A 19633-nucleotide genomic window follows, 5' to 3' on the forward strand; every position below is an offset into this window, starting at 1 on the left:
ATCGCATGGCAGACCTCAAAAATATGGATCTGAACGCGTGGTTCGCGGATTTCTCGAGCCAGTTCCAGAATCTCGATCCCAAGAAGCCCGGCCAGTGGCCGCCCGCCCCGAAGATCTTCGCCTACCTGATGGTGGTGATTCTGGTGGTCGTGGCCAGCTGGTTCGCGCTGCTGTCGGACGTGAACGACCAACTCGAGGCTGAAAAGGCCCGCGAGCCGCAGCTCAAGGAAGACTACCGGGGCAAGCTGGCCCAGGCGGTCAACCTGCCGGAACTGCGCAAGCAGAAGAGCCAGGTCGAGGAATACGTGCTGCAGCTTGAGAAGCAGCTTCCCGGCAAGGCCGAGATGGATGCGCTGCTGTCCGACATCAACCAGGCGGGCCTGGGTCGTGGTCTTCAATTCGAACTGTTCCGTCCCGGTCAGATCGTGATGAAGGACTACTACGCCGAGCAGCCGATCTCGTTGAAGGTGTCGGGTCGCTATCACGACATCGGATCGTTCACGGCGGATGTCTCGAACCTCTCCCGGATCGTGACCCTGCATGACCTGAACATCCAGGCGCCGACCAACAACTCCAATGTCAAGGTGGACCCGAACGGCAACCTGACCATGGAAGCGATCGCCCGGACCTACCGTTATCTGGATCCGGCCGAGGTCGAAGAACAGAAACGGGTCGCCCGTGAAGCGGCAGCAGGGAAGAGGAAATGATGCGCGCCACCCTGATGACACGCATCCTGTCTAGCCGGATGCTGGCGCTCGGACTGTGCGGCACGCTGCTGGCGGGCTGCACTTCGAGCACCGATGAACTGCAGCAATGGATGGAAGAGCAGCGCCAACAGACGCGCCCGACCGTCAAGCCGCTGCAGCCGCCCAAGAAGTTCCTGCCGGAACCCTATGCGGCAATGAATGCGGTGGAGCCCTTCAGCACCCAGAAGCTGAGCGTGGCGCTCAAGGCCGAGGCCTCTCAGCCCAGCTCCTTGCTGGCGGCCGAGATGAAGCGTCGCCGCGAGCCGCTGGAGGCTTATCCGCTGGACAACATGTCGATGGTGGGCAGCGTGAACCGTGGCGGACGCCCGTATGCGCTGCTGCGTGTGGAAAGCCTGCTGTATTACGTCAAGGCGGGTGACTACCTGGGCCAGAACTTTGGCCGCATCACCAAGATCAGTGAAACCGAGATCACGTTGCGAGAAGTCGTCCAGGACGCTGCGGGCGAATGGATTGAACGCACCAGTACTCTCCAGCTACAGGAGCAGGGACGATGAAGACTTTTGTGGAGAACGCTGACATGAGCGCCCGATCGAGCGACCCCAAGAGGGAAGGGAAAAGCGTCTTGAAGAGCCGCATCGGCGCCTGGCGACTGCTGGCCTGTGCCATGGGTATGGCGGCACTGCTGCCTGTCCAGGCATTGGCGCAGAACATGATCCGCTCCATCACGTCGACCCAGCAATCGGGTGCCGACGTGGTCCGCATCGAGATGTCGCAGCCGCTGACCGAAGTGCCGCGCGGCTTCGCCGTGCAAGTGCCTCCGCGTATCGCGCTGGACATGGCCGGCGTGAGCAACGGCCTGGGCCGCAACTCGGTGGACATCAACAGCGGCAACATGCGTTCCGCGAATGTGGCCCAAGCCGGTGACCGTACCCGTGTGGTGCTGAACCTGCGTCAAGCCAGCACCTACCGCGCCCAGATTCAGGACAGCTCGCTGCTGGTCTTCCTGGATCCGGCCGGTGGCGCTGCTGCGCCTGCCGCCGCCGCCAGCACGGCGGTGACCACCGAGCCGCTGCATTTCGCCCCGAGCCAGAACGCCACGACGCAAGCGCTGCAGGACATCGATTTCCGCCGTGGCGCGGATGGTGCCGGCCGCGTGGTCGTGAACCTGCCGAGCAGCCAGATCGGCGTCGACATCCAGCAGCAGGGCCAGACCCTGGTGGTGGAGTTCCCGCGCAGTTCGCTGCCGGAGCGCCTGCGCCGTCGCCTGGATGTGACCGATTTCGGCACGCCGGTGCAGACCGTGGTGGCCACCCAGCAAGCCGATCGGGTGCGCCTGGTCGTGACGCCCAAGGGCAACTGGGAGCACAGCGCCTATCAGAGCGACAACCAGTTCGTGCTGGAAGTGCGCCCGCAGAAGGTCGACCCTAACAAGCTGACGCAAGGTCCGGGCTATGCCGGCGACAAGCTCAGCCTGAACTTCCAGAACATTGATGTCCGCGCGCTGCTGCAGGTCATCGCCGACTTCACCAACTTCAACGTGGTGACCAGCGACACCGTGACCGGCAACGTGACCCTGCGTCTGAAGGACGTGCCTTGGGATCAGGCGCTGGACATCATCCTGCAGGCCAAGGGCCTGGGCATGCGCAAGTCCGGCAATGTGCTGTGGATTGCGCCGAAGGACGAACTGGCCAACAAGGAAAAGGCCGATCTCGAAGCCAAGCAGCAGATCACCCAGCTGGAGCCGCTGCGCACGCAGTCCTTCCAGATGAACTACACCAAGGCCGAGGAAGTGGCCAAGGGACTGACGGGTCAGAACAGTGCCGGCGGTGCTGGTGGCAGCAGCCAGGCCTCTCGCATCCTGTCGCCGCGCGGCAGCGTGATCTTCGAAACGCGCACCAACCAGCTGTTCATCACGGACGTGCCGGCCAAGCTGGAAGAGATCCAGGCGCTGATCGCCAAGATCGACATTCCGGTTCGTCAGGTGCTGATCGAAGCCCGTATCGTCGAAGCCGACGACCGCTTCGGCCGCGCTCTGGGCGTGAAGCTCGGCGCCTCTGACCTGCGCGGTCAGCAAGGTGGCATCCCCGGCTACAACGTCGGTGGCAGCAACTACCTGACGATTGGCGGCAACTACAACGCCGTTGGTGGACAGACCGGTCAGACGGGGACGGTCAGCTACAGCGACAGCCAATTCGTCAATCTGCCTGCCAACGTGTCGTCGGATGCCTTCGCCGGGACGTCGGCTGCGAACTTCGCGCTGTCCTTGTTCAGCGCCACCGCCAACCGGTTCCTGAATCTGGAAATCTCGGCACTGGAAGCCGATGGCCGCGGCAAGATCGTGTCCAGCCCGCGTGTCGTGACGGCAGACCAGACCAAGGCGCTGATCGAGCAGGGTGAAGAAATCCCTTACCAGCAAGCCACGTCCAGCGGCGCGACCTCCATCAGCTTCAAGAAGGCTGTGCTGAAGCTGGAAGTCACGCCGCAGATCACGCCGGAAGGCAACGTGATCCTGACGGTGGATGTCAATAAGGACAGCCGCGGTACGCTGACGCCTGGCGGCTACGCCATCAACAACAAGCATGTGCAGACGCTGGTGCTGGTCGAGAATGGCGGCACCGTGGTGATCGGCGGTATCTACACGCAGGAAGACCTGGAGAGCGAGAACAAGGTTCCGTACCTGGGTGACATTCCGCTGTTGGGCAACTTGTTCAAGAACAAGAGCCGCAGCTCGTCGAAGACCGAGTTGCTGATCTTCATCACACCGAAGGTGGTGAACGATCGGGTGTCCGCATCGCGCTGACCCTCGGCAGACAGTTTCAGTGAGGAAGACACGGCCCATCTGTTGATGGGCCGTTGTCACAGGAGTCGAAAGCAATGAAGAAAATTGATCGTCAGGCCATGTCGGGCCAATTCACCGGGCGTGTCGCACAGATCGCCTTGACTGCCACGATGGTGGCTGTGCTGACCGCTTGCGGCGGCGGCGGCGGAGACGCCGGCGACCCTGTCATTGGCGGAGGCACAGGATCGGGCGGCGCCACGGTGACCGTGTCCGATCTGTCCATGACGCTGGACAAGACCAGCATCACGAACTCGGGCAGCGACACGGTCGTCACCACCTTGACGGCGGTTGATGCGAATCGCGCCGTGGTGGCCAATGTGCCGGTGAGTTTCTCGGTCAACAACGGTGCGACGATCACGGTCATCAACGCGACCACTGACACGACCGGCAAGGCCGTGGCGAACGTTCAGATCGGCGCGGACAAGTCCAATCGTCTGGTCACCGTGACCGCGACCAGTGGATCGTTGACCCGTACGGCCACCTTCCAGGTGACCGGTGCGGATCTGGATGCCTCTGCAGTTCCGACGACGCCCACGGCTGGTTCCTCTGGCAATACCGTCCAGTACCGACTGAGCGACGTCAACGACAACGCGATCGCCAATGCGCCGATCGCAGTCACCGCGCCAGGGCTGACCGCAGCCAACGGCACCACCGATGCCAACGGCGCCTTCACCTTCACCTACACCGCACCGACCACGCCGGGTCCGATCGACATCTCCGCGACGGCTGGTGGCGTGACCAAGGTGGCCACGGTGACCGTGCCGTCGACCACGTCGACGATTCCGGCAGTGACCACGGTGGTCGCCTCGAGCGCGGTGTCGGCGAATCCGACGGTGCTCAATGTCAACAGCACCGGCATCACCACCAATCGCGCCGAACTGCGTGCGCTGTTCCTGGGCGCGAACAATTCGCCGATCAAGAACATTCGTGTTCGCTTCGACATGAATGGCGATGTGAACAGCATCGGTGGCACGATCAGCTCCGGCAGCGCACTGGTCTATACGGACAGTGCTGGTGCGGCAACGACCAGCTACTACCCGGCCTCGCGGCCCAGCCCGACCAATGGCGTGACGATCCGTGCGTGCTGGGACTACGCCGATTTCGCGGCGACCGCTTGCCCCAACACGCTCACCACCACCCTGACGGTGGTGTCGGATCCGTTGTCGATCAGCATTGGCACCGACAACACCCTCGCCGAAGGCACGAGCAAGCTGACCTATGTGAAGCGGTTTGTGGTTCTTGTGGTGGACGCGGCCGGCAATCCCAAGGCCGACGTGCAGATTACGCCGTCGCTGGACCTCACGTCTTACATGAAGGGCGCTTACGCAGTCTCTGGGACATCGTGGTCGGCCTTCCACTCGCTGGATGGCGTGACGACGGGTGGTCGAAGCGAGCCCTGCCTGAACGAGGATTTGAACCGCAACGGCTCCATCGATACCGGTGATGACAAGAACCTCAACGGGCAACTGGATCCGCGCAAGTCTGACGCCTCCATCAGCTTTGAAGGTGCGACCAAGACTGACTCCAGCGGCACTGCGGTGATCAAGTTGGAGTACCCCAAGAGCGTGGCCACCTGGGTGAATTACACGGTGACCGTGTCGGCCTTTGGCGTGCTGAGCCCGCCTGCGACCTACAGCTCGACCTTGTCCGCATTGGCGACTGATTTCACCAGCGCCACGGTGTCGCCTGCCTTCCAGGTCAGCCCGTACGGAACCACTCGCCTCTCCGGTGAAAGCTACTGCTCGACCAGAGACTGACCTGCCTGCAGGAAGGCCCTTGATCCTGACCCTGGTCGGCATGCCCGGCGGTGGCAAATCCACCGTCGGCCGTTTGCTGGGCAGGCAGCTGGACATCCCCTTCGTCGACTCCGACGCCGAGATCGAAAAACATCTCGGCGGCGAGTCGATCAAGGACTACTTCGCCCGCATGGGCGAAGTTTCGTTTCGGGACGTCGAATCACAGGTCATCGCCGAGCTGTTGAAGCGTCAGGGTGAGATGGTCCTGGCGACCGGTGGTGGCGCCGTGTTGCGTGAGATCAACCGCGACCGGCTCCATCAGCTTTCGACAGTGGTGTATCTGCGCTCGTCGCCGGACGAACTCTTCCGTCGTCTTCGACACGACACCCAACGCCCGCTTCTGCAGGTGCCCAATCCCTTGGGCAAGCTGCGTGAGCTCTATGCGCAGCGGGATCCGCTCTACCGACGCTGCGCGCACTTCGTGCTGGAGACGGCTCGCCCCTCGGTGCATGGGCTCGCCAACATGATCCTGATGCAGATCGAACTGGCCGGGCTGATCGATCCGGCCCGGGTGGCGGCGACCGTCGGCGCCACCGTCTCGCCCACCCCTTCGGGGTGAACGACGGGGGAGCGACGGGGGAACGACGGGGGAGCGCCGGCAGAGGTCAAGGCGACGCCCGTACACTTGGTTCATGAGTGTTTCGTCCCCTGAGTCTTCCGCGTGCGTGCCGATCGAACTCGGCGAGCGCAGTTATGAGATCCGCATCGGCCCCGGACTGCTGGACCTTGCCAGTACATGGCAAGGGCTGCCCCGCGCGGCCACGGCGCTGATCGTCACCAACGATCGTGTGGGCCCGCTCTATCTCGAACGGCTTCGCACGCAGTTGCAGCCGCACTTCGGACGCATAGATGCCGTCGTGCTGCCGGACGGTGAACAGCACAAGAGCGCGTCCTCTCTCGATGCGGTGATCGACCACCTGCTCGCGTCAGCGTCTGATCGCAAGACGGTGCTGTTCGCACTGGGCGGTGGCGTGATCGGCGATCTGGCCGGCTTCGCTGCCGCCATCTACATGCGAGGCGTGCCCTTTGTGCAGGTCCCGACGACCCTGCTCGCACAGGTCGACTCTTCGGTGGGCGGCAAGACGGCGATCAATCACCCCCGCGGCAAGAACATGGTGGGGGCGTTCTACCAGCCCATCCGGGTGGTGGCTGACCTGGACACGCTGGACACGCTGCCCCCGCGAGAGCTTTCCGCCGGCCTGGCGGAGATCATCAAATACGGCCCCATCGCCGATGCGGCTTTCCTGGACTGGATCGAACACAACCTCGATGCCTTGCTCGACCGCGACAAGGCGACGTTGGCCTATGCCGTCAAGCGAAGCTGCGAGATCAAGGCCTGGGTGGTCGGACAGGATGAGCGGGAGTCTGGTCTGCGCGCCATCCTCAACTTCGGCCACACCTTCGGCCACGCGATCGAGACGGGCCTGGGCTACGGCGCCTGGCTGCATGGCGAAGCCGTGGGCTGCGGCATGGTGCTTGCGTCGGAACTGTCGGCGCGGCTGGGGTTGATGCCGGCGAGTTTCGTGGACCGGATGCAGCGGCTGATCGAGCGCGCGCGTCTGCCGGTGCTCGCCCCGGCGCTGGGCCTGGACCGCTATCTCGAGCTGATGCAAGTGGACAAGAAGAATGAGGACGGCGAGATTCGTTTCGTCGTCATCGAAGGCCTGGGCAAGGCGGTCATGCGCACCGCTTCGAAGACCTTGATTGCCGAGACGCTGGCCGCGCATCTGGACCCCTCGCCCATGGCGGTCCAGCAAACCGATCACTGAGCGAGATCACTCACCGACCATGCTGCGCGCCCCTTATGCCTCTGATCCCGCGCGCAGTCGCGGTCGCCGTCACCCAGAACCGCCGGCACCCACTCGCAGCGAGTTCCAGCGCGATCGCGACCGCATCGTCCACAGCAGCGCGTTTCGACGCCTGGTCTACAAGACGCAGGTCTTTCTCAACCATGAGGGCGACCTGTTCCGCACTCGGCTGACCCATTCGCTGGAGGTGGCCCAACTCGGGCGCTCCATCGGACGGAGCCTGGGCTTGGATGAGGATCTGATCGAGACCGTCGCCCTGGCGCATGACCTCGGCCACACGCCCTTCGGCCATGCGGGCCAGGATGTGCTGAACGACTGCATGAAGGCACACGGCGGGTTCGAGCACAACCTGCAGTCCCTGCGCGTGGTGGACAGGCTGGAGCTGCGTTACCCCTCGTTCGATGGGCTGAATCTCAGCTTCGAAAGTCGGGAAGGGATTCTCAAGCACTGCAGCCGGCGTGATGCGCAGCGTCTGGAGGATCGAGAACCGGGCGGCGTGGCCAGCCGCTTTCTCACTGGTGGTCAGCCCAGTCTGGAGGCGCAGCTCTGCAATCTGGCGGACGAGGTGGCCTACAACGCGCATGACGTCGACGACGGCGTCCGTTCCGGGCTGGTGACCCTGGAACAGTTGGAACAGGTGCCGCTGGTGCAGCGCTTCCTGCGTGAGACGCTGGCCGAATATCCAAATCTGCTGGGCAAGCGATTGCTGGCCGAGACCATCCGCCGGATGCTGTCGCAGCAGGTTTACGACATCATTGGCGCCACCCGCACCGCGATCGAGGCGGCCTCACCTGCCGATGCCGATGAAGCGCGGCGTGCCGGCCCTCTGCTGCGATTCAGTCCCGAGATGCGTCATGCGAGCACCGAGCTCAAGCGCTTCCTCTTCAGCAACCTCTATCGCCATCCTGCGGTGCAGGAAAAGCGGGACCGCGCTGAACTCGTGCTGCGGGATTTGTTCCAGATCTACTTGAACGATGTGGCTCAGCTGCCAGCCGATTTTGCCGACAGCGACGACCACGCCCGTGCCTGCGCCGACTACATCGCCGGGATGACCGACCGGTTTGCACTGCGGGAGCATGAGCGATTGACCGGGAAGCGGCTGTTCGGCTGATTGGATCGCCGATCGCTGCATCCACGGCCTCACAGCGCGCCTCCGCCAATCCGCCAATCCGCCATTCCGTTATCTGATCCCGCTGACCGTCGAGCCGGCAATCCATAATTGGGGACAGATCGAGAGGCCCCGATGGCACGACTTCCCCGATTGGCCCTGGCCGGCCACCTGCATCATCTGATTCACCGCGGCCACAACCTTCAACCGATCGCGCAGGACGACGACGACCGTCGTGCCTTGCTGGCCGCGTTGCAGGACTGCGCGGCGACCCACAAGGTCGCGATCCATGCCTATGTGGTGATGCCCAATCACCTCCACCTGCTGGTGACGCCCTCGACCGACGACGGTCTCAGCCGCACGATGCAGGCGCTGGGACGACGCTACGTCGCGGCCTACAACCAGCGGCATTCGCGGGTGGGCACCCTCTGGGAAGGGCGCTTCAGAGCCGCTCCCATCGAAGCCGAGGCGTACTTGTTGCCGGTGATGCGCAGCATCGAACTGAACCCGCAGCGTGCGGGTTTGGTCCAGGATCCAGCCGATTATGTGTGGTCCTCCGCCGCGCACCATTTGGGGCGCCGCCGCGATCCGTTGCTGACGGACCCGCCCGGATTCTGGGCATTGGGCAACACCCCGTTTGAACGTGAGCTCGCCTGGCGACGCCTGTTGGAAGAGGGCGAACAGGAGAGCGAGCGCAAACGTCTGGTCGATGCTGCGCTCAAGGGATGGCCGCTCGGCTCGGCACGCTTCCTGCAGCTGCTGGGCGATGTGTCGGAACGGCCGCTGACCCCTCGACCGCGCGGCCGGCCACCCAAAATTAAACCTGTCCCTATTTAATGTCGAACTCTCAATGAGTGGGTTCTTAAAGCGACACTGACCCTAATTAGTTGTGCTTGTGCTCGATAGGAGGGGGCAGTAACCTGCGCGGGTTTGTCATTGACTCCAGGAGGCCACCGATGTCGGCAGCACACCCAACAAAAGCGCAATCCGCCACCGACGTGAACGCCGTGGCTTCGTCCGCAGAGATTCAGGCGCTCGCCGAACATGGCTTGTATCGGCCAGCCAATGAGAAAGACGCCTGCGGTCTGGGCTTTGTGGCGCACATCAAGGGCCAGAAGGCGCATCACATCGTTCAGCAGGGCCTGAAGATCCTGGAGAACCTGGATCACCGCGGCGCCGTCGGCGCAGACAAGCTGATGGGTGACGGCGCCGGCATCCTGATCCAGATCCCCGACGAGTTCTATCGCGCGGAGATGGCCAAGCAAGGCGTGGTCTTGCCGCCGCCCGGCGAATATGGCGTCGGCATGATCTTCCTGCCGAAGGAACACGCTTCCCGTCTGGCCTGCGAGCAGGAACTCGCCCGCGCGATCAAGGCCGAGGGTCAGGTGCTGCTCGGCTGGCGGGATGTGCCGGTGGACCGCGACATGCCGATGTCGCCGACGGTGCGGGAGAAAGAGCCGATCATTCGCCAGATCTTCATCGGGCGCGGTCCGGACATCATCGTCCCCGATGCGCTCGAGCGGAAGCTCTATGTCATCCGCAAGACCGCCTCCAGCGCGATCCAGGCGCTCCAGCTGACCCACAGCCGTGAGTACTACGTGCCGTCGATGAGCTGCCGCACGGTGATCTACAAGGGTCTGCTGCTGGCGGACCAGGTCGGCAAGTACTACCAGGACTTGGCGGATCCGCGCGTGGTCTCCGCGATTGCGCTGGTGCATCAGCGCTTCTCCACCAACACCTTCCCCGAATGGCCGCTGGCGCACCCGTACCGCATGGTGGCGCACAACGGCGAGATCAACACCGTCAAGGGCAACTTCAACTGGATGCGCGCCCGCGAAGGCGTCATGAAATCCCCGGTGCTGGGGGATGACCTCAAGAAGCTGTATCCGATCAGCTTCGAGCATCAGTCCGACACGGCCACCTTCGACAACGCGATCGAACTGCTGACCATGTCCGGCTATTCGCTGGCGCACGCCGCGATGATGATGATTCCGGAAGCGTGGGAAAACCACGAACTGATGGATGAGCGCCGCCGCGCCTTCTACGAATACCACGCCGCGATGATGGAACCCTGGGACGGCCCAGCCGCCATGGTCTTCACCGATGGCCGTCAGGTCTGCGCCGCGCTGGACCGCAATGGCCTGCGCCCCGCGCGCTACTGCGTGACCGACGACGACCTGGTCGTGCTGGCCTCCGAGTCCGGCGTGCTGCCGATCCCGGAAGCCCGCATCGTCAAGAAGTGGCGCCTGCAGCCGGGCAAGATGTTCCTGATCGATCTAGAGCAGGGCCGCATCGTCGACGACGAAGAGCTCAAGACCCAGTACGCCAACGCGCGTCCATATCGGCAGTGGATCGAGAACGTCCGCGTCAAGCTCGACGAGATCCCCGCGCCGGAGGTCAAGTCTGCCGCGTTCCCGGCCTCGCTGCTGGATCGCCAGCAGGCCTTCGGTTTCACCCAGGAAGACATCAAGTTCCTGCTGGCTCCGATGGCAGCGAACGGCGAGGAAGGCATCGGCTCGATGGGCAATGACAGCCCGCTGGCGGTGCTGTCCGACAAGAACAAGCCGCTCTACAACTACTTCAAGCAGTTGTTCGCGCAGGTCACGAATCCGCCGATCGATCCGATCCGCGAGGCCATCGTGATGTCGCTGAACAGCTTCATCGGGCCCAAGCCCAACCTGCTAGACATCAACGCGATCAACCCGCCGATGCGGCTTGAGGTGAATCAGCCGGTGCTGGACTTCGATTCGATGGCCCGTCTGCGCGCCATCGAGCAACACACCAACGGCAAGTTCAAGCCGTATGAGCTCGACATCAGCTATCCGCTCGCCTGGGGCCGTGAAGGCGTCGAGGCTCAGCTCGCGTCCTTGTGCGCAGAAACGGTGGACGCGCTCAAGAGCGGCCACAACATCCTGATCATCACCGACCGCCACCTGAGCGCCACGCGCGTCGCGATCCCCGCGCTGCTCGCGCTGTCGGCGGTCCACCATCATCTGGTGCGCGAAGGTCTGCGCACCACGGCGGGCCTGGTGGTCGAGACCGGCACCGCACGCGAGGTGCATCACTTCGCCGTGCTGGCCGGTTTCGGCGCCGAGGCGGTCCATCCCTACCTGGCGCTGGAGACCATCCAGGCCATGAGCGCGGAACTGCCCGCCACCCTGTCCACCGACAAGGCTATCTACAACTACATCAAGGCGGTGGGCAAGGGACTGTCGAAGATCATGTCCAAGATGGGCATCTCAACCTACATGTCCTACTGCGGCGCGCAGATCTTCGAGGCCATCGGCCTGAAGACCGATTTCGTGGCCAAGTACTTCCGGGGCACGCCGACCCAGGTCGGCGGCATCGGCGTGTTCGAGGTGGCGGAAGAAGCGCTGCGGCTGCATCGCGCGGCCTTCGGTGACGATCCGGTGCTGGAGCACATGCTCGACGCCGGCGGCGAATATGCCTGGCGCACCCGCGGCGAAGAGCACATGTGGACGCCGGACGCCATCGCCAAGCTGCAGCACAGCACCCGCGCCGGCAAGTTCGACAGCTACAAGGAATACGCGCAGCTCATCAACGACCAAAGCAAGCGCCACATGACCTTGCGTGGTCTGTTCGAGTTCAAGTTCGATCCCACGCAGGCGATCCCGGTGGAGGAGGTCGAACCGGCCGCCGAGATCGTCAAGCGATTCGCCACCGGCGCCATGTCACTGGGCTCGATCTCGACCGAAGCGCATGCGACGCTGGCCGTCGCCATGAACCGCATCGGCGGCAAGAGCAATACCGGCGAGGGTGGTGAAGATCCCGCCCGCTATCGCAATGAGCTCAAGGGCATCAAGATCACCGCCGGCACCAAGATGTCGGACGTGGTGGGCTCGAAGGTGGTCGCGGTCGACTACGAGCTCAAGGACGGCGATTCGATGCGCTCGCGCATCAAGCAGGTGGCGTCGGGACGCTTCGGCGTGACGACGGAGTACCTGGTCAGCGCCGACCAGATCCAGATCAAGATGGCCCAAGGCGCCAAGCCGGGCGAGGGCGGCCAGCTGCCCGGCGGCAAGGTGACGGACTACATCGGCTTCCTGCGTCACTCGGTGCCGGGCGTGGGGCTGATCTCGCCGCCGCCGCACCACGACATCTATTCGATCGAAGACCTGGCACAGCTCATCCATGACCTGAAGAACGTCAACCAGCGCGCCGACATCTCGGTGAAGCTGGTGTCGGAAGTCGGCGTCGGCACGATCGCCGCTGGCGTGGCCAAGGCCAAGGCCGATCACATCGTGATCGCCGGGCATGACGGCGGCACCGGCGCATCGCCGTGGTCGTCGATCAAGCATGCGGGCACGCCGTGGGAGCTCGGTCTGGCGGAGGCCCAGCAGACGCTGGTGCTGAACCGTCTGCGCGGCCGGGTGCGGGTGCAGGCCGACGGCCAGATGAAGACGGGACGCGACGTGGTGATCGGTGCCTTGCTCGGCGCGGATGAGTTCGGCTTCGCGACCGCACCGCTGGTGGTCGAGGGCTGCATCATGATGCGCAAGTGCCACCTCAACACCTGCCCGGTCGGCGTGGCGACCCAGGACCCGGTGCTGCGCGCCAAGTTCAGCGGCAAGCCCGAGCATGTCGTCAACTTCTTCTTCTTCGTGGCCGAGGAAGCGCGTCAGATCATGGCCCAACTGGGCATCCGCAAGTTCGATGAACTGATCGGCCGCTCCGACCTGCTGGACACCCGCAAGGGCATCAGCCACTGGAAGGCCAAGGGCCTGGATTTCAGCCGCGTGTTCCATCGCCCGGAACTGCCGACGGACATCGCCCGCCTGCACAACGATCGCCAGGACCACGGCCTGGATCGCGCGCTGGATGTGAAGCTGATCGAGAAATGCCTGCCCGCCTTCGACAAGGGAGAGAAGGTGCAGTTCATGCAAGAGGTGACCAATGTCCGTCGGACGGTGGGTGCGATGCTGTCCGGCGAACTGGTGCGGCGTCGTCCCGAGGGCCTGCCGGACCACACCATCTTCATCCAGATGGAGGGCACCGGCGGCCAGAGCTTCGGCGCCTTCCTGGCGCCCGGCATCACCTTCTATCTGATCGGTGACGCCAACGACTACACCGGCAAGGGCCTGTCGGGTGGTCGTGTGGTGGTGCGGCCGTCGATCGAGTTCCGCGGCGACGCGACCAAGAACATCATCGTCGGCAATACGGTGCTGTATGGCGCCACCAAGGGTGAGGCCTTCTTCCGCGGTGTAGCCGGCGAGCGCTTCGCGGTGCGACTGTCCGGTGCAACGGCGGTCGTCGAAGGCACGGGCGACCATGGCTGCGAATACATGACCGGCGGTACCGTGGCGGTGCTCGGCAAGACCGGCCGCAACTTTGCGGCGGGCATGAGCGGCGGCATCGCCTACGTCTATGACGAGGACGGCCAGTTCGCGCAACGCTGCAACCCCAGCATGGTCTCGCTGGACCGGCTGCTGCCGGCGCACGAGCAGGAGAAGACCGTCGAAAAAGCCATCTGGCACCGACTGGGCGACGGCGAGGCGCGCACCGACGAGGCGATCCTGAAGAAGCTGATCGAGGACCACCTGCGGTGGACCGGGAGCCAGCGGGCGCGGGACATCCTCGACCACTGGGCCGAGTCGCGCGCCAAGTTCGTCAAGGTCTTCCCGACGGAATACCGCCGCGCGCTGGGCGAGCTCCATGCCGCCCGCGAAACCGCCGCCACTATCGCCGTCGCCAAGGCCCCTGCGGCCAAGGCGAAGGTCTGAGTCACGCATCGCTGACAAGCTGAACCGATCAGGAGAAAGCCGACATGGGAAAAGTCACCGGCTTCATGGAATACGAGCGTCTGGAAGAGGGCTACGAGCCCGTCGCGACGCGGCTCAAGAACTACAAGGAATTCGTCATCGGTCTCAACACCGAGCAGGCGAAGCAGCAGGGTGCCCGCTGCATGGACTGCGGCACGCCGTTCTGCAACAGCGGCTGCCCGGTCAACAACATCATTCCGGACTTCAATGACCTGGTGTACCGGGGCGGAGCAACCGATTGGAAGAGCGCCATCGCGGTGCTGCACTCGACCAACAACTTCCCCGAATTCACCGGCCGCATCTGTCCCGCACCCTGCGAGGCGGCCTGCACCTTGAACGTCAATGACGACGCGGTTGGCATCAAGTCGATCGAGCACGCCATCATCGACCGTGCGTGGGCCGAAGGCTGGGTGACGCCGCGTCTGCCGAAGGTCAAGACCGGGAAGACGGTGGCCATCGTCGGCTCCGGCCCGGCTGGCCTGGCCGCTGCGCAACAACTGGCGCGCGCGGGGCACAGCGTGACGGTGTTCGAGAAGAACGATCGTGTCGGCGGCCTGCTGCGCTACGGCATTCCCGACTTCAAGATGGAGAAGAGCCACATCGATCGTCGCGTGGCGCAGATGGAAGCCGAAGGCGTGGTGTTCCGCACCGGGGTGATGGTGGCCCATCTGCCGGACGACTCCAAGGTCACGAACTGGGCCAAGGAGGTCGTCACTGCCGACGAACTGAAGCAGTCCTTCGATGCCGTGTTGCTCGCTGGTGGCGCGGAGCAATCGCGCGATCTCCCGGTGCCGGGCCGCGAGCTGCAAGGCATTCATTTCGCGATGGAGTTCCTGCCGCAGCAGAACAAGCTCAACGCCGGCGACAAGCTGAAGAACCAGTTGCGGGCCGACGGCAAGCATGTGATCGTGATCGGCGGTGGCGACACCGGCAGCGACTGCGTGGGCACCAGTAACCGTCACGGGGCCAAGAGCGTCACCCAGTTCGAACTGATGCCGCAGCCGCCCGAGGTCGAGGACCGACCGATGACCTGGCCCTACTGGCCGATCAAGCTGCGGACCTCGTCCAGCCACGAGGAGGGCTGCGACCGCGAATTCGCCATCGCCACCAAGGAATTCATCGGCGGCGAGGGCAAGGACAAAGGCAAGGTCACTGGCGTGAAGACGGTCCGTGTGGAATGGGTCAACGGCAAGATGGTCGAGGTGCCGAACAGCGAGCAGGTGCTGAAGGCGGACCTGGTGTTGCTCGCCATGGGCTTTGTCGCACCGGTGGGCTCGATCATCGACGCCTTCGGCGTGGGCAAGGATGCGCGCGGCAATGCGAAGGCCACCACCGAGTTCACCGGCGGCTACAAGACCAATGTCGACAAGGTGTTTGCGGCTGGGGATATGCGCCGTGGACAGTCACTGGTGGTGTGGGCCATCCGTGAGGGCCGCCAGGCGGCTCGAGCGGTGGATGAGTATCTGATGGGCGTGAGCGAGCTGCCGCGCTGAGAGGACGGTCAGCGGCGCTGAGCCGTGATGCCCTGGCCAATGGACCGAAGGCCTGCCGTTGCAAGACGGCAGGCCTTTGTTTTTGGCGCGCGGCGGAGGGGCGTGATCGAAGCGATGGACGGTCAGGAACCGGCTGCACGGGCCGGCGCTTCGATGTCGGTTCCCGCGCAGAGAAGCCGACGTCTCGAAGCGGTGTGCCGCCTGCGATGAGAGGGTCCCTAAGGCCGGTGGGGCGGTGCTTCAGGAATGAAAAAAACCCGCTGTCGTGAGACAGCGGGTTTTGCGTTGGGACCGTTCGGACAGCGGTTGCTGTCGAGCTGCCTCAGTTGCGCAGCGGGACTTCGCGCCAGTTGATCAGGCGCTTGTTGCCGGCGCCGGTCCCAGCCGTGTCGAGCACCAGGTCACCATCCTTGTTGCCACCGCCCGGCGTCGAGGGACTCGGCGTGCCGGCGACAGCCACCTTGATGGTGCCGTTGTCGTTGATGAACCGTGTCTCATCGACCGCGAAATCGATGGTCGTCTTGGTGGTCGCACCGGTGTTCAGATCGATCACCGCCGTGATGCTGTTGCCCGATGGGCTGCACGCATTGGTCGAGATCGGACGGATCGCCGAGAAGACCACCAGGTTTTCCAAGGCGTCGGCCTCATTGATCACGCGGAAGCCGGCAGCGGCGCCCACGGTGGCCAGATCCATGAAATAGCCGACCTTCGTGTTGAAGTTCAGCGGCGTGGCGGTCGTGCTGATGTCCTGGAAATCATGCCGGCTGGCGTTCTCCAGGAACGGCATCGTGATGCCAGAGGGCAGGTCGGTGCTCTGGGTGTACCGACCTTGGTAGCCGTCCAGGATGGCGTAGAACCGGTTCAGACGATTGACCGGGATGTCGTTCGTGCTGAGCAACTGGCCGGTACCCACAGCGATCCAGCGACGGTTGCTGCTCGGGTTCACCACAGGCGTCGGCGTTGACGTGATCGGCAAGGCAACGCCAGCCGCGTCCGTGAGGGTGGCGAGCTTGACAGGCGCGGGGTACGCACCGGTCGCGGCGGTCAGGTCCAGGCGCCACAGGTTGCCCTTCAGGTCACCGGCATAGATCGACTCAACGGTCGCGTCCTGACGGTCGCGATAGTAGGTTTCCAGATAGGTCAGGCCGGTCGGGCTGCTCACCGTGCCGTCGTCACCCGCGGTGGGCAGCGAGACCTTCTGCAGCAGTGCGCCGGTGCGGGCATTCAGGATGTAGAACGCACCCTTGCCGCTGGCATTGTTGAAGCCCGAGCCGACCACCACCACCCAGCCGTATTGAGCCGTTTTGGTGATGACGGGCGAGCCGAAGGTGAAGCCCATGTCGCTCTCGGTGTACTCCCAGAGGACTCGGCTGGCTGCAGCGGTTTCAGAGTTGACCGCGTTGGCGGTGGTGAGGTCCAGCGCATAGATGCTGCGTCCACCCTTGCCCAAGCCGCCGACGGCGATGCTGTGCCATTCATTGGCGGACAAGTTGGATCCGGCGGTCCGCTTGAAGTCCACTTCAGCCACGGTTGGGCGCGCATCCACCAGATAGCGGTGCTCAAAATCCGGGTTGCCGTAGGACGCAATCCCGTCCACGCTGGGCGTGCCGCTCGGGCCGGCAATGACGGCATTCGGGATGAAGGCGAACAGCTCCTTGCCACCGTCTGTCGTCGACGTGACCGAACCGTTGATGATGTGCACCATCCCGCTGTTGGCGCCAGCGATCAGGATGTTCGGTCGAGATGCATAGGTCCGCACGTGAGCGGCATAACCCGGATTGGCCGCTTCAGACAGGTTGCCTTGAGGCGGTCCCAACACCACCACCTGGCTGTTGATGATGTCGGCCAGCAGCGAGGTGCGGGCGCGATAACCGGTGGTGACCGTGGCACTGATCTCCTGGCTCTTGTCGCCGCGGAGGTACTTCACATAGTCGGCGGCATCGTTGCCGGTCACATAGGTGGTGTCCAGGGCGCTGGCCTGGGTGCTCGTCAGGTTGGCCAGACGGAAGGCAACGCCGGTGCCGGTGGTGGCGCTGGTGGGCTTGTACGTCACGATGTTGCGGCGGGTGTCCCAACCAGTGCCATCGGTGCCCACCTGGGTCTTCAGTGTGTCACTGAACTTCCAGACCGAGGTATAGCCAATCGGCGTGGACAGCAGCGAGATGGTGCTGGCCGAGACCTCGCCCGTCCACGTGTTGGAGTCATAGGCAGAACCATATGCTGCAGTGCCGGCGGAGACGTTGTTCGAGGCCGTGTTCAACGACGATGTGGACGCGGAGATGCTGGCCACGATGCTGGCGAAGGCACTGGTCAGGCCGCTGACCATCGTGTCCGCCCGCGCGGCGGTGTAGTAGGTGTCCGGGCGCAACTGGCTGCCCACGGTGTCGGTCGCGGCACCGGTGTGCCACCAGGACTGGGTGAGATCGGTGGTGCCCAGTGGATTGAAACTGGTCGGAATGTTCGCACCGCCGTACTTCGTCGCCAGATAGAACTGGTTGTTCGACTTGTAGGTCTGCAATTCCAGCACGTCCATCCAGTAGGTCTTCACTGTCTGGAGGCCGTCCATCGTCGGACGAATGTCCTGGGTATTGGCCCAGTAGGCCATGCCCGCCATCAGCGCGCCGTTGTTGTTGCAGCAGCCACCGTAGTTCTGTACGGTGCCCAGCGAGGCGTTGTTGCCGTTCAGTTGGCCAACCTTGTTGGTCCAGGTGATGGCATCAAAGCCGGTGTCTGCGGTGACCGAGGCGGGCTTGGCCGGTTCGGAATTGCCGGTGGCGCCAGGCAGGTTGCGGTCCGCGTGGGTGTTGACGTCGCCAATGCCGAGGATGAAGTTCTTCTGGCAGGAATACAGGATCGGGTCGTCCCAGGTCGTGATGACCGGGAAACCGTCGGCATAGGTCCGCTTGGTGTTGTTGTTGTTCGTGCCAGGATTGGTCCACTGCGGCACGTTGCCGAGATTGCGGTAGTACCGCAAGGCGGCGTAGTACAGCTCCCCCACCGGGTCATACGTCTTGTACGACCCGGGTGTGATCTGCCCGAACTTGTTCAGGTAGTTCATCACGCCGCTGTTGTCGATCGTGACGCCGTATTCGGTGGCCGTGGTGGTCGCATCCGCGGGATCAGGATTGGTCACCATCACACCGGTGGTGGCACTCCATTCCCCCAAGGCATTGGCGATCGGATCACTGCCGGGTACCGGCTTGGTCGGGCCGACGAATTTCTGACGTGCCCGCAGCACACCGCCATCACGCGACAAGGAGGCGTCGTTCAGGTAGCCGAAGGCGCTGAAGCGGATCCGCTGCGAATACTTCTGGATCAGACCCTCCGGCTTGTAGTTCGAGCCGTAGGCCACGCAGTTGGACTCCAGTCCGCCTGCAGTGCTGCCGGAATCGCATACCTTCACCCGGATGCTGACTTCCCAGACCGTGCCGTCGTTCCAGCTCCTGCTGGACGAGTCGAAAGCGGTGGGCGTGGTCGCCCCGGAATTGTTGTCACCCGTGCGGGTGAAACGCATCTTGTTGCCCAGACCCTGGATGCGGATCTTGATGCCGGACCAGTTCATCGGCGTGGCGCCGGAGACCACCGAGCCCGTGGTGATGGAGCGGTCGGGGAAGTTGCCGGCGCCGCCCTGACCGGTGGCGTAGGCCTTCTCGATGATGGTCGTGGAGGCCGTGTCCGTCACCCGATACCCACCGGTGAGCGCCCAGCGGAACGGGTCGATGGTCTGCATCGACGCCCAGTTCAGGAAGTTGCCGCTCCACTTGTTGCTGCAGACATGGTTATTGGCCGTGCCGGCAGGCTGAAAATAGCGGTCCGCCTCTGTCGCGGAGTACACGTAGGTGTAGCACTTGGCGGGGTCGAAGTAGCCGAGGTAGGTGGAGGCCGGTGCATAAGTGGCGTCCGTGTGCGCATTGCTGACGGCGGTCGGATATTCCACCGACAGGGCCAGTGCCAGATTGCCGGGCACGGCCACGGAGGAGAACACCGGCTGATTGGCCAATGTCGTCTGCGCGTGTGCCGGCAGGGCGGCGCCCAGCCAGGCAGCGGCCAGGCCGAGGCCCAGGCGCGCGGTGCGGAAAAGGAGCTTGTTCATCTGGAGGCC

11 protein-coding genes are annotated in these 19633 nt (G+C 63.9%); 10 read left to right on the forward strand and 1 reads right to left on the reverse strand.

Features of this window, described 5'->3' with window-relative positions; all coding sequences use genetic code 11:
• Positions 1 to 5: 5 nt before the first annotated feature.
• From N4261_RS05235 to N4261_RS05280, 10 genes are all read left to right on the forward strand, one after another.
• Complete coding sequence (locus N4261_RS05235; RefSeq protein ID WP_261759159.1) at positions 6 to 707, forward strand: type IV pilus inner membrane component PilO; 702 nt, start codon at positions 6 to 8, stop codon at positions 705 to 707.
• A complete protein-coding gene (locus N4261_RS05240) occupies positions 707 to 1261 on the forward strand; it encodes a pilus assembly protein PilP (RefSeq protein WP_435532005.1) in 555 nt (184 codons plus the stop codon). The genes N4261_RS05235 and N4261_RS05240 overlap by 1 nt, the downstream gene beginning before the upstream one ends.
• Before the next feature lie 110 nt (positions 1262 to 1371).
• Positions 1372 to 3507 carry a type IV pilus secretin PilQ gene (locus tag N4261_RS05245; RefSeq protein WP_261760615.1) on the forward strand — a complete coding sequence of 712 codons (2136 nt, stop codon included), beginning with the start codon at positions 1372 to 1374 and terminating at the stop codon, positions 3505 to 3507.
• Between the two features lie 74 nt (positions 3508 to 3581).
• Positions 3582 to 5303, forward strand: a complete 1722-nt coding sequence (locus N4261_RS05250; protein ID WP_261759160.1) for an Ig-like domain-containing protein — start codon at positions 3582 to 3584, stop codon at positions 5301 to 5303.
• A 19-nt stretch (positions 5304 to 5322) separates the two neighbouring features.
• Positions 5323 to 5901, forward strand: coding sequence for a shikimate kinase (locus N4261_RS05255; protein WP_261759161.1), 579 nt, complete (start codon positions 5323 to 5325; stop codon positions 5899 to 5901).
• A 73-nt stretch (positions 5902 to 5974) separates the two neighbouring features.
• Complete coding sequence (gene aroB, locus N4261_RS05260) at positions 5975 to 7111, forward strand: 3-dehydroquinate synthase (RefSeq protein WP_261759162.1); 1137 nt, start codon at positions 5975 to 5977, stop codon at positions 7109 to 7111.
• A gap of 19 nt (positions 7112 to 7130) precedes the next feature.
• Positions 7131 to 8261 carry a deoxyguanosinetriphosphate triphosphohydrolase gene (locus N4261_RS05265; protein ID WP_261759163.1) on the forward strand — a complete coding sequence of 377 codons (1131 nt, stop codon included), beginning with the start codon at positions 7131 to 7133 and terminating at the stop codon, positions 8259 to 8261.
• A 150-nt stretch (positions 8262 to 8411) separates the two neighbouring features.
• Positions 8412 to 9095 (forward strand): transposase, encoded by a 684-nt coding sequence (locus tag N4261_RS05270; RefSeq protein WP_261759164.1) that lies wholly within the window; start codon positions 8412 to 8414, stop codon positions 9093 to 9095.
• Positions 9096 to 9265: 170 nt separating this feature from the next.
• On the forward strand, positions 9266 to 13999 hold the full coding sequence (locus N4261_RS05275) for a glutamate synthase-related protein (RefSeq protein WP_435532053.1): 4734 nt from the start codon (positions 9266 to 9268) through the stop codon (positions 13997 to 13999).
• A gap of 44 nt (positions 14000 to 14043) precedes the next feature.
• Positions 14044 to 15531: a glutamate synthase subunit beta gene (locus N4261_RS05280; RefSeq protein WP_261759166.1), complete on the forward strand. Its 1488-nt coding sequence runs from the start codon at positions 14044 to 14046 to the stop codon at positions 15529 to 15531.
• Positions 15532 to 15853: 322 nt separating this feature from the next.
• Here the strand turns inward: N4261_RS05280 and N4261_RS05285 are convergent, their stop codons facing one another.
• Positions 15854 to 19624, reverse strand: coding sequence for a pilus assembly protein (locus tag N4261_RS05285; RefSeq protein ID WP_261759167.1), 3771 nt, complete (start codon positions 19622 to 19624; stop codon positions 15854 to 15856).
• Positions 19625 to 19633: the final 9 nt, after the last annotated feature.

Source organism: Roseateles amylovorans (assembly GCF_025398155.2).
Lineage (GTDB): Bacteria > Pseudomonadota > Gammaproteobacteria > Burkholderiales > Burkholderiaceae_C > Roseateles > Roseateles amylovorans.

Excerpts from the sequence above, each read along its gene's own strand:
- N4261_RS05235 (WP_261759159.1), top strand. The coding sequence starts at position 6 with ATGGCAGACCTCAAAAATATGGATCTGAACGCGTGGTTCGCGGATTTC.
- N4261_RS05240 (WP_435532005.1), top strand. The coding sequence starts at position 707 with ATGCGCGCCACCCTGATGACACGCATCCTGTCTAGCCGGATGCTGGCG.
- N4261_RS05245 (WP_261760615.1), top strand. The coding sequence starts at position 1,372 with ATGGGTATGGCGGCACTGCTGCCTGTCCAGGCATTGGCGCAGAACATG.
- N4261_RS05250 (WP_261759160.1), top strand. The coding sequence starts at position 3,582 with ATGAAGAAAATTGATCGTCAGGCCATGTCGGGCCAATTCACCGGGCGT.
- aroB (WP_261759162.1), top strand. The coding sequence starts at position 5,975 with ATGAGTGTTTCGTCCCCTGAGTCTTCCGCGTGCGTGCCGATCGAACTC.
- N4261_RS05265 (WP_261759163.1), top strand. The coding sequence starts at position 7,131 with ATGCTGCGCGCCCCTTATGCCTCTGATCCCGCGCGCAGTCGCGGTCGC.
- N4261_RS05280 (WP_261759166.1), top strand. The coding sequence starts at position 14,044 with ATGGGAAAAGTCACCGGCTTCATGGAATACGAGCGTCTGGAAGAGGGC.
- N4261_RS05285 (WP_261759167.1), bottom strand. The coding sequence starts at position 19,624 with ATGAACAAGCTCCTTTTCCGCACCGCGCGCCTGGGCCTCGGCCTGGCC.